The organism is Streptomyces sp. NPDC051214 (assembly GCF_040682375.1).
Taxonomy (GTDB): Bacteria; Actinomycetota; Actinomycetes; order Streptomycetales; family Streptomycetaceae; genus Streptomyces.
The window spans coordinates 1-12,712 of sequence record NZ_JBFBAT010000003.1 but is presented as its reverse complement, the minus strand read 5'-3'; the positions used below and the strand labels follow the sequence as shown (position 1 = coordinate 12,712).

The 12,712-nt window shown below is 68.5% G+C and carries 13 protein-coding genes and 1 pseudogene; 9 read left to right on the top strand and 5 right to left on the bottom strand.

The window, feature by feature from the left end:
• The first annotated feature begins 26 nt into the window (after nt 1-26).
• From AB0M70_RS08170 to AB0M70_RS08145, 6 genes are all read left to right on the top strand, one after another.
• Nucleotides 27-878 (top strand): STAS domain-containing protein, encoded by an 852-nt coding sequence (locus AB0M70_RS08170; RefSeq protein WP_365817652.1) that lies wholly within the window; start codon nt 27-29, stop codon nt 876-878.
• Nucleotides 875-1,246, top strand: a complete 372-nt coding sequence (locus AB0M70_RS08165) for an STAS domain-containing protein (RefSeq protein ID WP_365817650.1) — start codon at nt 875-877, stop codon at nt 1,244-1,246. Before AB0M70_RS08170 ends, AB0M70_RS08165 begins: the two co-directional genes overlap by 4 nt.
• Nucleotides 1,243-1,665 (top strand): ATP-binding protein, encoded by a 423-nt coding sequence (locus AB0M70_RS08160; protein WP_365817648.1) that lies wholly within the window; start codon nt 1,243-1,245, stop codon nt 1,663-1,665. Before AB0M70_RS08165 ends, AB0M70_RS08160 begins: the two co-directional genes overlap by 4 nt.
• Nucleotides 1,653-2,723 (top strand): ATP-binding SpoIIE family protein phosphatase, encoded by a 1,071-nt coding sequence (locus tag AB0M70_RS08155; protein WP_365817646.1) that lies wholly within the window; start codon nt 1,653-1,655, stop codon nt 2,721-2,723. The genes AB0M70_RS08160 and AB0M70_RS08155 overlap by 13 nt, the downstream gene beginning before the upstream one ends.
• 69 nt (nt 2,724-2,792) lie before the next feature.
• Nucleotides 2,793-4,199 carry a HAMP domain-containing sensor histidine kinase gene (locus tag AB0M70_RS08150; protein ID WP_365818733.1) on the top strand — a complete coding sequence of 469 codons (1,407 nt, stop codon included), beginning with the start codon at nt 2,793-2,795 and terminating at the stop codon, nt 4,197-4,199.
• The gene (locus AB0M70_RS08145) at nt 4,196-5,803 is read left to right on the top strand and encodes a fused response regulator/phosphatase (RefSeq protein WP_365817644.1); all 1,608 of its coding nucleotides are present in this window, start codon (nt 4,196-4,198) and stop codon (nt 5,801-5,803) included. The genes AB0M70_RS08150 and AB0M70_RS08145 overlap by 4 nt, the downstream gene beginning before the upstream one ends.
• A 29-nt stretch (nt 5,804-5,832) precedes the next feature.
• On the opposite strand, the gene AB0M70_RS08140 is transcribed toward AB0M70_RS08145, so the two are convergent.
• Entirely contained in the window at nt 5,833-6,210 is a 378-nt protein-coding gene (locus AB0M70_RS08140; protein WP_365817642.1) for an STAS domain-containing protein, read from the bottom strand.
• Between the two features lie 385 nt (nt 6,211-6,595).
• On the opposite strand from AB0M70_RS08140, the gene AB0M70_RS08135 reads away from it, so the two are divergent.
• On the top strand, nt 6,596-6,973 hold the full coding sequence (locus AB0M70_RS08135; protein ID WP_365817641.1) for an ATP-binding protein: 378 nt from the start codon (nt 6,596-6,598) through the stop codon (nt 6,971-6,973).
• A gap of 16 nt (nt 6,974-6,989) precedes the next feature.
• Here AB0M70_RS08135 and AB0M70_RS08130 read toward each other — a convergent pair whose 3' ends face one another.
• A complete protein-coding gene (locus AB0M70_RS08130; protein WP_365817639.1) occupies nt 6,990-8,168 on the bottom strand; it encodes an acyl-CoA dehydrogenase family protein in 1,179 nt (392 codons plus the stop codon).
• Nucleotides 8,169-8,444: 276 nt separating this feature from the next.
• On the opposite strand from AB0M70_RS08130, the gene AB0M70_RS08125 reads away from it, so the two are divergent.
• Entirely contained in the window at nt 8,445-9,425 is a 981-nt protein-coding gene (locus AB0M70_RS08125; RefSeq protein ID WP_365817637.1) for a hypothetical protein, read from the top strand.
• Here AB0M70_RS08125 and AB0M70_RS08120 read toward each other — a convergent pair.
• From AB0M70_RS08120 to AB0M70_RS08110, 3 genes and pseudogenes are all read right to left on the bottom strand, one after another.
• Nucleotides 9,422-9,625 (bottom strand): annotated as a pseudogene (locus tag AB0M70_RS08120) (N-acetyltransferase); the annotation flags it as partial. The gene AB0M70_RS08125 and the pseudogene AB0M70_RS08120 sit on opposite strands and share 4 nt — an antisense overlap.
• Before the next feature lie 23 nt (nt 9,626-9,648).
• Nucleotides 9,649-10,092: an ATP-binding protein gene (locus tag AB0M70_RS08115; protein WP_365817635.1), complete on the bottom strand. Its 444-nt coding sequence runs from the start codon at nt 10,090-10,092 to the stop codon at nt 9,649-9,651.
• Nucleotides 10,093-10,189: 97 nt separating this feature from the next.
• A complete protein-coding gene (locus AB0M70_RS08110; protein WP_365817633.1) occupies nt 10,190-10,930 on the bottom strand; it encodes a GntR family transcriptional regulator in 741 nt (246 codons plus the stop codon).
• Between the two features lie 87 nt (nt 10,931-11,017).
• On the opposite strand from AB0M70_RS08110, the gene AB0M70_RS08105 reads away from it, so the two are divergent.
• On the top strand, nt 11,018-12,112 hold the full coding sequence (locus AB0M70_RS08105) for a DUF1152 domain-containing protein (RefSeq protein WP_365817631.1): 1,095 nt from the start codon (nt 11,018-11,020) through the stop codon (nt 12,110-12,112).
• Nucleotides 12,113-12,712 lie beyond the last annotated feature (600 nt).

The following is a 12,712-nucleotide window of genomic DNA, read 5'->3' as shown; positions in this document are numbered from 1 at the left end:
AAATGACGAAAATGGGGAGCTGTCACGTGGCTGAACAGGGCAGTGCGGTCGAGCTGGTGGGGTTGCTGTCGGCCAAGGACCGGGATCTGGCCGGCGAGTGGGTTCAGCAGGTGTCGGGCATGCTGAAAGGCCGTGTGAGCATCGCCGAACTGAGCCGTGAACTGAACGAGTTGCACGAAGCTCTGGTGGAGGCACTCGGCCAGGGCGCGAGCGATGTACACGGCGAACAGATGTCGGAAGTGCGCGCCCTCCTGATGGAGTTGTCGCGGAACAGGGCCCGGCAGGGTTTCTCGCCCACGGAGACAGCGGTGAGCGTCTTCGCACTGAAGCAGGTCCTCGAACCCGTGCTCCAGGACGGCTCCGTCGAGGAGATCCGCGCCTTCGGCCGTCTCAGTCGCGTGCTGGACAGCCTTGGCCTGTTCACGATCGAGACGTACACCCGGACCCGAGAGGAACTCATCTCCGCGCAGTCCGAGCAACTCATGGAGCTGTCCACGCCCGTAGTGCGGCTGTGGGACGGCGTCATCGCCGTGCCGCTGGTGGGCACGCTGGACTCCGCACGGACCCAGGTCGTCATGGAGAAACTGCTCCAGGCGCTGGTGGACACCGGTTCCGAGCAGGCCATCATCGACATCACCGGCGTACCCGCGGTGGACACGCAGGTGGCACAGCATCTGCTGAAGACCATCGTCGCGGCCCGCCTCATGGGCGCCGAATGCACCATCTCCGGCATCCGCCCGCAGATCGCGCAGACGATCGTGGCCCTGGGCATCGAGTTCGACGGCATCGTCACCAAGGCGAGCCTCGCGGACGCGCTCAAGCTGGCCCTGAAGAGGTCGGGCGTCGAGCTGGTCCCCCGCAAGGCCGCGCAGCTGTGACCGAACGGGTACCGATCCTGCGGATCGGCGACGTGCTCGTGGTGTCCATCCAGTTCGACCTGGAGGACCAGACCGTGCTGCAGTTGCAGGAGGATCTGGCCGAGCAGATCGTGAACCGCTCCGCTCAGGGCGTCATCATCGACATCACCGCACTGGAGATCGTCGACTCCTTCGTCGGGCGCATGCTGGCGACGATCGCGGACATCTCCCGCATGCTCGACGCCCGGACCGTGGTGGTCGGGATGCGTCCCGCCGTCGCCATCACGCTCGTCGAACTCGGACTCTCACTCGGCGGAGTGAGCACGGCACTCGACCTCGAGAAAGGCCTGGCGCGGCTGCGGCGCTCCTCCTCTGCGGACGAAGCGTGACAGCGCCCTGGCTGCCTGACGAGGCGCCGCAGGTCTACCCCATCACGCACAACAGGGACGTGGTGGGCATCAGACAGAGCGTCCGCGTCCTGGCACAGCGGTGCCGCCTCTCGCTCGTGGACCAGACGAAGATGATCACGGCTGCGAGCGAGCTGGCGCGCAACACCCTTGTGTACGGGGGCGGTGGGTCCGTCACGGCGGGGATCGTCGAGAAGGACGGCCGCCGGGGAATCGCGGCGCTCTTCAAGGACGACGGGCCCGGCATCGCGGACGTGGCGCAGGCGATGACGGACGGCTGGACATCGGGCGCGGGTCTGGGCCTGGGGCTCAGCGGTGCCCGGCGCCTCGTCGACGAGTTCGAACTCGTGACGGAGGTCGGCGTGGGCACCACGGTGACCATCATCAAGTGGGCCCGGTGAAGAGCCGGATCATACTGGCCAGCCGGGACATGAGCTGGTTCCGGGACGGCCCGTCCCTGTCGACCTCGGCACGCGGGGCGGCGGCCGCGCTGGCCCGGCGCATCGGTCTCGACACGCACCGTGCCGCGGAGGTCGCCCTTGCCGTCACCGAGGCCGCCACCAACATCCAGCGTCACGCCACGGACGGTGCGCTCCTGCTCCGGACGCTGCACACGGATGAGGAAGCAGCGGTGGAGTTCGTCACCGTCGACTCCGGGCCCGGCATGATCGACGTGACCGCCGCGATGGCCGACGGAGCCTCCAGCGCCGGCACGCTCGGCATCGGGCTCGGCGCCGTGGTCAGGCTGGCCGACCACTTCGACATCCACTCCGTGCCCGGCAAGGGAACGGTCACTGCGGCACAGTTCTGGTCGCGCCGGGCGGACGAGCAGGGCGTGACGGCGGCCATGTCGGCCGGGCGGCCGTGCGTCTCCGGTATCACTCGGCCCATCAGCAGCGAGATGACCTGCGGCGACGCCTGGAGCGCCCGACTCGACACCGGAACCGACCCCCATCACCCCGCCGTTCTCGTCATGATGTGCGACGGCCTGGGGCACGGCCCACTGGCGGCCCGCGCCAGTGCGGCAGCCGTGCACGCCTTCCACGACACTCCCGCCACCGAACCGGAAGACATCATGAACGCAGTCCACCACGCGCTGCGGGGAACCCGGGGCGGCGCGGCGGCGGTCGCCCGGATCGAACCGGCGGAAGGACGGGTGCGGTACTGCGGCATCGGCAACATCAGTGGCTTCCTCATCGGCCACGCCACCCGCAGGACACTCCTTTCGGTGCCCGGCATCGTCGGCGCGAACATGCGTCGTCCGCGGACGTTCGAGGAGGAGCTGCCCGAAGGCGGGGCCCTGGCCATGCACTCCGACGGGCTCACCGAGCGGTGGGATCACACGGCTCTCCCCGGTCTTCTGCACCAAGCGCCGCTCGTCGTGGCCGGGCAGCTGTTGCGTGAAGCCGGCGTACGCCGCGACGATGCCAGCGTGGTGGTGGTGAAGGGGGTCTGGTGACCAGCGAAGGGCGGGACGGACGTGCCTGCTGACTCTCCCGGGCACATCCCCGAACGTCGCGCCGACGGCGTGAGCCGCGGGCCGCACACGGCGGCCTGCCTCGTCCTCGCCTCCGCGCAGGATGTGTTCCGGCTCAGGCGCGGCGCGCAGCGGGCTGCCGCGGCACTCGGCCTCGAGCACCAGGACCAGGTCCGACTGGCCACCGCCCTCAGCGAGTTGGGCCGGGACCGCCTCGGCGGCGGTGTCGGCACCGTCGCCTTCCGTTCCGAGTCCGGCGGTCAGCCCATGCTCGTCGTGACGTTCGAGTGGGGCCCTGGCCGGGAGCCGACACCGGAAACCCTGCAACTGGTCTCCCGGCTCGTCGTGAGCGAGTTCGCGCCCCATGAGACGGGCGGCCGCGTCATCGTCCGACAGCCGCTGCCGGTGAACCACCTCACCGTCACCGAGATGGACGAGCGGCTGACCCAGGCCCTGGGCCAGGCCGGTCCGACCACGGAGACCGACCACCTCAGGACCCAGACACGCGATCTGATCACGACGCTGGAGGAGACACGGGCCCAGCGCGAGGAGTTGCGCCGTCTCAACGAAGAACTGCGCCGCCTCAACCAGGAGTTGGAGGAGACCAACCAGGGGGTGCTCGCCCTCTACACGGAACTCACCAAGGAACTCGAGACCACCAACATCGGTGTTCTCGCCCTGCACTCGGAGCTGGACGAGAAATCCCGGCAGCTCCGCGAGGCCAGCGAGGCGAAGACGCGGTTCTGGACCAACATCAGCCACGAACTGCGCGCACCGATCAATGCCGTCGTCGCCCTGGTCCGCCTGCTCCTTGACCCTGGTTCGGAACCGCTGACGGCGGAGCAACGCCGACAGATCGCGTTGATCGAGGCGTCGGGGCAGACGGTCCTGTCACTCGTCAGCGACCTCCTGGACGTCGCCAAGGCCGAATCGGGTCTGCTCGACGTCCAGCACGCGCCGGTCGACCTGCGTCTGCTCGTGACCCAGCTCAGCGCCACGTTCGAGGGCACCTACGGAGGGAAGGGCATCTCGGTCGTCACGTCGGACCTGAAGGGTCTGCCCACGGTGGTCACCGACGAGAAACTCCTCACCCACGTCCTGCGCAACCTGATGTCCAACGCCTGCAAGTTCACCGATGAGGGTGAAGTGCGGCTGGACATCAGCGTGAACGATGACCGGCCGCCGTCGCTGCGCGTCACGATCACGGACACGGGAGTCGGTATCCCGGCGGAAGAACTCAGCCGCGTCTTCGAGGAGTTCTACCAGGTCCGCGGCCCCCACCAGAGCGGGCATGCGGGCACCGGGCTCGGACTGCCCTACGCCCGCACCCTCACCGAACTCCTCGGGGGCACGCTCGGGCTCACCAGCACGCTCGGGGCCGGCACACGGGTGGACGTGCTCGTCCCGGTTCGCACACCCGACAGATACGGCGAGGAAGCCGGCGGAGGCGCACAGTGATCGACAACTCTCAGGACGCCACTCACGCCAGCATCCTGGTCGTCGAGGACAGTGAGACCAACCTGTATCTCCTCACCAGCTGGCTGGAGCGTGCGGGACATGAAGTGATCGGCGCGAAGAACGCGGGTGAGGGCCTCAGACATCTCACCGCGGCGGACAAGCCCTTGCCGGAGATCGCCATCGTGGACGTGCGCCTGCCGGACATGAGCGGCTTCGAGCTGAGCGAGAAGATCAAGAGCAACGCCGGCACGGCCGCCCTGCCCGTCATCCACATCTCCGCGTCGGCCGTCAGCGCGGAGGATCACGCCGAGGGGCTCCGGCGAGGTGCGGACACCTACCTCAACCAGCCGCTCGATCCCGATGAGTTGCTCGCCACGGTCACGGCCACGCTGCGCTACGCCAGAGCACGGCGCCGCGCGGAGCAACTCGCCGGGCGGCTCCTCACCCTCAACGAAGCGACCATGTCCGTCTACAGCGCCATCGGCTTCCACTCCTTCGCCTCGGCGGCCACCGGGGGCACCGCCCGGCTCCTGTCGTCCCCGGCCAGCGCGGTCTTCCTCTCGCCCGAGGGGCAAGCGGTCCACAGCACGAGCGACGGCCCGGCCGAAGCGACCCGAACGTACGCGGCACGGCCGGACGTGCTCGACCGGCTGCTCCGGCAGAGCCTGGGCGACGGGACCGGCGCGGCGATCGCCCAGGTCTCACGGGGGCAGTGGCAGGCGTTGCTGCGCGCGGACCACCTCGACGGCGGAAACATCGCCATGGCGGTGGCGCGGACCAAGCGCGGACGCCCCCCTGTCTGCCTCGCCGTCCCCTCCGACGCACTCACCGGAACGGACGACGAGCATCTCCTCCAACAGCTGGCCCACGCCTGTGCGCTGGCACTGGAGGCGCTGCGCACCTACAACGAGGAACACACGCTCGCCCTGGCGCTGCAGCGCTCCTTCCTGCCGAGCGACCTGCCCACGGTCGATGGCATCGACCTGGCCTTCCGCTATCTGCCCGCCTCCGAGAACGCGGAGATCGGCGGGGATTTCTACGAGGCGATCCCCACCGCCGATGGCCTGTTGCTGGCGATAGGCGATGTGCTCGGCCACTCGCTGAGGGCGGCGACCGTGATGGGCGAGTTGCGTCACGCGCTGCGCGCCTACGCCATCGAAGGCCACCCGCCCCAGCAGATCCTCGGCCACCTCGAGACCCTTCTGGCCCACTCGCAGCCGACCGTGACGGCCACTCTCTGTCTCGTCCTCGTCGAACCAGGGGGGCGGCGTCTGCAGGTCGCCAATGCCGGCCACATCCCCCCGCTCGTCGTCGGCCCGGACGGCCGGGCGCGGTTCCACACTCCCCACGGTCCGATCCTCGGACTGCGTGCGCCCCACCCGGCGCCGACGGCCCTGTCCACACCGCCGGGCACCCGACTGCTGCTCGTCACCGACGGACTGGTCGAAGTGCGCAACATCTCCTTGAACGTCACGCTCACCGCCTTCATGGAGGCGGTCACGGCCGGTCCGCCAGGGCTGCAGGAGCTCAGCGACCATCTCCTGGACAGGTTCGGGAGAGGGAAGGACGACGACATCGCGCTGCTCGCCGCGGATCTCCACTGATCAGGAGAGGATCCGGTCAGGGAGACCGGTCACTTGTCGAGGGCTTCGCCAAGTGTGGGGAGGATGTCGATGAAGGTGTCGATGCCCACGATCTCCAGGGTCCGGATCACGGACTCCGCGGGGCCGGCAAGACGCAGCCAGCCGCCGGCCCCGGTGAGATCCCGGTGGGCGGCGATAAAGACGTTGATGGCGCTGGAGTCGATGAAGGTGACGCGTCGCAGATCCACCACGACGCGGGGACGGGGCGCCGCGACGGCTGCGAACGCCCGGCGTACGTCAGCACTGGTGTCCAGATCGATCTCACCGGCAACCGCCAGGACCGTGACGTCACCGAGAGGCGTGGCGACGACCGAGAACTGCCCGGTCCGCTGGGCTCGTTCGCTGCCAGCCATTCGTTCCTCAGCCATGCTGACGATGCTTGCACATTTGGAGCCTCGTGTGTCGGGGCCGACGGTAACGTACACCCGATGCCAGTAGGCCAGTAGGCCAGTAGGCCGGAGAGGTCGCGGGGAAGGGGCATGTCGGGCCGACATCGCGGGCACGGATGTGCCGGCACGATCGGGAACGGATCCATGGGACGAATGATCTGCGAGGCACGCCGTGGGTGACGACGGCAGGCGGCGGGACGAACCGGCGGCAGAGACTGTGGAGTTCACGCGGACTGCTGAGGCCGCGGGGGCCACAGGGACCGCAGGGGCCGCAGGGACTGCAGGGACTGCTGAGTCCGCACGGTCCGCAGGGACTGCCGAGTCCACGAAAGCCACGACGTTCGCCTTCAAGCTGGACGGGACCGTGCCGTGCATCGCCCGGTCGCGGCAGCTGGCCGCCGGGTTCCTCGCGCGGATGCGGGCCGACCACGGTTTCCCCGTCTCGCGGCGCGCGATGGATCTGACGCAGTTGGTCATCAGCGAGTTGGTGACCAACTCCCTCAAGTACGCCCCCGGCCCCGTCCTGGTGAACCTGCGGATCACCGGCGGGGCGATCGAGGTGGTGGTCCGCGACTCCGTGCCGGACCTGCCGCGGGCCCACCCCGCCGACGCGGGCCGGGTGGGCCAGCACGGACTGGAGATCGTGCTGGCCGTGGCCCAGCGTTTCGAGGCGCGCCAGGAGGCGTCGGGCAAGAGCATCACCGTCACCATCGCGCTGCTCGACGACCTGAGCAGCACTTGATCCTCGCGCCGGGGTGTCAGCGGCGCACCCGCGGCATCCCCAGGCCGATCCAGGAGATGATCTCGCGCTGGATCTCGTTGTTGCCGCCGCCGAAGGTGAAGATGACAGCGCTGCGGTAGCCGCGTTCGAGCTCGCCATGGAGGACGGCGCCCGCGGAGCCCTCCTTGAGCGAGCCCGCCGAGCCGACCACTTCCATGAGCCAGGCGTACGCGTCCCTGCGCGCCTCGGAGCCGTACACCTTCACGGCGGAGGCGTCCTGCGGGGTGAGGGTGCCCTCCTGGACGGCGTTCACCATCTGCCAGTTGAGGAGCTTCATCGCGTCCAGCTTGGTGTGCGTCCTGGCCAGGCGCTGGCGGACCCACCCCAGGTCGATGACGCGGCGCCCGTCGGCGAGCTTGGTGTCGGCCGCCCAGCGCTGCACGTTGTGGAAGGCGCGGATGGCCATGGTGCCGTGCGCGGCGAGCGTGACACGTTCGTGGTTGAGCTGGTTGGTGATGAGCCGCCAGCCCTTGTTCTCCTCGCCCACGCGGCGCGAGACGGGGACGCGGATGTTCTCGTAGTAGCTCGCCGTGGTGTCGTGCGAGGCGAGGGTGTTGATGATGGTGCAGGAGTAGCCGGGGTCGCTCGTCGGTACGAGGAGCATGGTGATGCCCTTGTGGGGCGGGGCGTCCGGGTCGGTGCGGACGGCGAGCCAGACCCAGTCGGCGGTGTCGCCGTTGGTGGTCCAGATCTTCTGCCCGTTGACGACATACTCATCGCCGTCGCGGACCGCCTTGGTCTTGAGCGCCGCGAGGTCGGTGCCCGCGTCCGGCTCGCTGTAGCCGATCGCGAAGTCGAGTTCGCCGGAGAGGATCTTCGGCAGGAAGTACGCCTTCTGCTCCTCCGTGCCGAACTGCATCAAGGTCGGCCCCACCGTATTCAATGCCATCAACGGCAGCGGCACACCCGCCTGCGCGGCCTCGTCGAAGAAGATGAACTGCTCCATCGGCGAAAGCCCGCGGCCACCGTACTCCTCGGGCCACCCGACACCGAGCCACCCGTCACCGCCCAGCCGCCGGATGGTCTCGCGGTAGAACTGCTTCTGCGTGGCGGGATCGGCGTAGCGCGCGTACGCGTTGTCGGGCACCAGCTCGGCGAAGTACGACCGCAGCTCGGTACGCAACTGCCGCTGCTCAGGCGTGTATTCGAGGTGCACGACCCCTCCTGCTTCCGCTGGCTACCCGGGCGTGGGCTTGACGGCGGACACAGTAGAACGCGTTGCAGAAATAGGGAATGGCGGTGACACATGCGCTCGCGTGCGCCGTCCGGATGAGATCCCACTTTGGACATTGTCTCGGTTTGGTCTCAGTCGCTAAACCGATGAGTGCGGGACTGAGCGGCGTCCGTACTCACGCTGCGAAGGCACCAAAGCGACCTGAAGTGATCCGAAGCAATCCGAAGTGATCTGAACACCGATTTAGGGGGACCTCCGATGCTCAGCAAGGACACCAATACCCGCACGACCACCCGCACGCCCAGCAAGAAGACCGCCCTCTTCGCCTCCTTCGCCGCGGCGGGAGTCCTGCTGCTCTCCGCCTGCGGTGGCGGGGACAGTGACGACGGCGCCGCCGTCTCCGGCTCCGGCTCCGGCTCCGGCTCCGGCTCCGGCTCCGGCTCCATGAACCTCGCGCTGAAGACCGGCACCGCTGAGCAGAACAACGCACCCGAGAAGACCGGGGACTGGGCCAACCCGCCCGGCAAGGCCGCGTCAAAGCCTGTGCAGCGCAAGTGGGTTCAGCTTTCGGCGTCCAGGGCGGGCGACCTGGACCCGGTCGTCGTCAACGGCTCCGGCTTCACCCTTTACCGCTTCGACAAGGACACCGCCTCGCCCTCCAAGTCCACCTGCAACGGCGCCTGCGCCACCACCTGGCCGCCGGTCCTCGTGGACCGGGGCAGCAAGATCTTCGTTGACGGCGTGAACGCGCCCGACGTGGGTGTGGTCAAGCGGGACGACGGAACCCGGCAGGTCACCATCGGCGGCTGGCCGGTCTACCGCTTCAGCAAGGACCTCAAGCCCGGCGACACCAACGGACAGGGAGTGGGCGGCACCTGGTTCGGCGTCCAGCCCGACGGTCAGAAGTCCGGCGCGCAGGGCGGCGGGGCCGAGCCGACCGAGGCCCCGGGCCAGGACCAGGACCAGGACCAGGACCAGCCTCAGGCCGCGCCCGCGAGCAGCGCCATCCTCTTCGACGACGCCAATTTCTCGGACAACGGGCCCGCCCAGGGCGTCGCGGGCAAGGACTGCCAGAACGTCGCCCGCCCGAAGGTGACGTCGTCCCTCTCCGCGAGCGGTTCGATGAAGCTCTGGTCGTCCCCCGACTGCAAGGGCACGTCCAAGGTCATCAACGGTGACGTGGCCGACCTGTCCACCATCGGCTTCGACAACAGGATCGCCTCGGTGACCTTCGGCTAGGCCCGTGGCCCCGCGGAGTACAGAAACTGCGCCGCGCCCCATTCGACGAAGGCCTCCGCCTGCTCCATGCCGATCGACTCGAGCAGGCAACGCGACCGGACATTGGCCTCGTGCGTGACCGCGACCACCTCCGAACCGCCGGGGGTGGCCGCTTCACACACCCAGGCGACGGCGGCGGCGACCGCCTCACCCCGTACCCCAACCGCCCTTGCCCTAGCAGGCCTTAGTCAGGCTTGAAGGCACGGTGCATGAGGAAAACGACAACCGTCCCACCGTGCCGGCTCGGGCCGGACCACCACTCATCGGCCAGCGAATCGACGAGGAGCAGGCCGCGCCCATGGGCTTCCGTGGCCTGGGGTGTGCGCAGGCGGACGTGGGCGGGACAGCCGGGATTGTGCACGTCCACGCGCAGCGCTTCGCCCAGGCGGTACCAGCGCACGCGCACCCGCCAGGGCTCGTCCGCTTCCCCGTAGAGGATGGCGTTGGTGACCAACTCCGAGACCAGAAGCACGGAGTCATCGATGGAGCAGCCGAGTTGATGCGGCTCGGTGAACTTTTTGAACCAGCGGCGGGCCCGCCCGACCGACTCCGGGAGGGGATAGAGGACCATCCCGCCGAGTGGTTGGAGTAGGGCGTCATCGCCGCGCGTGCCGTCGGTGCGCGTCATCGCGCTTCCCCTTCCGGTAAGTGGCTAAGGCCACTTACCGGATAGTGGCATTGGCCACTTCGGGCGGCAAGGGATTCCGGAGAGTCTGCGCCTCTGCTCACCCCATCGGGTAACCCTGCTCGAACGCCCAGCGCCCGGGCGGGTAGACGGCCTCCGCGAACTCCAGCGGACGATCCTGCAGGTCGTAGACGACATGGTGAACTACCAGGACAGCAACGGGCAGTTCGAGCCCAAGCTCGTCTGCCTCCTCCGGGGTGGCCAGTCGGGCGCAGACACGGTCTTCGCCGTAGCTGCCGCGCCGCCCGGTGGCCGCCTCGACGTACGAGACCGTTCCCTCCCGGATCCGCTCGGGCTCCAGGAGCCGGGGCGCCCTGCGGCCCACCTCGGCCGGAAACCAGGAGGTGGACGCCTCGACGGGCCCGTCTGCCGAGTTGGTCACGCGCCGCCGCTGAACAGCCGCGCGCTCCTTGCCGAGTTCGAGCGCCTCGGCCACGTGATCGGGTGCCTCGGCGTATCCGGCCGACGCGATGACCGCGTACTCCCCCGGCCCGTAGATGCGCCCGGTCTGCCGTGCCCGCCCGTAACGCTCACGCGCCCGCCGGTGCACTTGCTGATCACGTACGTACGTCCCCGAGCCCTGCCGCTTCTCGACGAGCCCCTGATGCCGCAGCGCTTCCAAGGCGCGGGCGCTCGTGGGCCGAGAAACGTTCCATTCGGCGGCCAACTGCCGCTCGGACGGCACCTCTTCACCTGCCTGAAGGTCCCCACGCAGGATCTGATCACGCAGGTACTGGGCGATCTGCAGGTACTTGGGCAAGGCCTCAGCGATCTCGGGCACGCAACTTTCCCTTCACCGACTGCCAACTGGCTAATACCAGTGGCCACTATAGGTGCGCGCGGAAGGACGCACCCCTACCCTGTTCTCGTGAAACGGCTCATTGTGGCGGCCGGAGGCGGAGGCGACGCGGTAGCGGCAGCGATGCTGCACGCCGCCCTGTACGGGGACGATGACGAGCCGGCGCTGATCCTGACGTACTCCTGGGACCGCCTGATCATCGACCCGGTCCCGGGCCCGCGCTCCCCCACCGACTTCCTCGACCTACGCCACCTCACCCCCCACGTCTGGGCAGTCCCCGGCACCGCAACGCTACGGCCACCGCACGCGGCGACACTCCCCCGCCTGGCGGCCGAACTCCCCCACACTTTCGCCTTGATCGATCCGTACACCGGAGCGGCAGGCATCACCCGCCAACTAAACGAACTCATCGCCCACTTCACCCCGGAGACGATCGACCTCCTGGACGTCGGCGGCGACATCCTGGCCCACGGCGACGAACCCACCCTGCGCAGCCCCCTGGCCGACGCCCTCACCCTGGCCGCCTGCGCACGGACCGAGGCACCGATACGCCTCCTCGTGGCAGGCCCAGGCCTCGACGGCGAACTCCCCGTGGACACCCTCGGCCCACGCCTAGGCCCTTGGATCACGACGTTCACCCCTGAACACACCCAGGCAATCATGCCCATCCTCACCTGGCACCCCTCCGAAGCAACGGCCCTCCTCACCGCCACAGCCCTGGGCGCCCGAGGACTGTGCGAGATCCGCGACGCGGGACTCCCGGTTCCTCTCACAGCCGAAGGCCCCACCGTCCACGAGGTCGACCTGGCAACGGCGTTCGCCGCCAACCGCCTAGCCCAGGCCATCACCGCCACAACCACACTCGACGAAGCAGAGGAAGCCTGCCGAACCGTCTGCGGCACCTCCGAGATCGACTACGAACGCAAGAAGGCACGAGACCTGCAGCTCCGACAACAGAAGAACCCCACCACCCCGCGCGACCTTCTGACGCAAATCAAGAACTTCGAAAAGGCCGCCACCACACGAGGCTCCACTCACACAACGATCCGCCGCCTAGCCGAGGCCCTGGGCCTCACCAACGAAGCACTCCCACACCTCACCCAACTCAACGCCGCACACACCAACCACCTCCCGGCATCGGTATGGAAGCTTCACCACAGGTGATTCGCAGGATGCGAAGGCAGGGCCAGGGAGGTCCTGACCTGTACGGAGTCCGACACCAGGGGGTACCGCTCTAGCGGGCGGGCTGGCAGGTACCCCGTCTGGAAGGCCGAACGGGCAAGACATGCCCTGCTTGCGTCGACCAGCGAAGGGCTCCACGGCGATCATCGCCGATCTGAGTGATTGAACCTTCTCTACAGCCGTCCAGGCAGCCGAACTCCCAGCCTGCACGCATGCCAATCAGACCGAGTCACAACTTTCTCTACTGGTTCAAGGCGGCTCGCTGCGCTCCCCGCGCGCGGCCCGGCTCCCCGGGCCGCCGCTCCTGTCTCCGCCCCGCTCCGGCCCGGTCCACCAGGCCGCGCGACAAGAGCTGGCGGCCAGCCGACCTCAGAGAATGGGTACATCGTGGCTGGGGCGGTCGGCTCCACGGCTTTACGCAGCCACTTTGGGGCGAGCCTCTAAGATCTTGGCCCCAACGTCGTGCTTCAACGGGCAGGTCCACAGACTAATGTCGCGTCGCTATTTGGCTGGTGGTTGGGGTGTGACGCGGGGAGTCTCGTCTCTGCGGCAGATAGTGATCGTGTAGGTGACGTTGCCGGT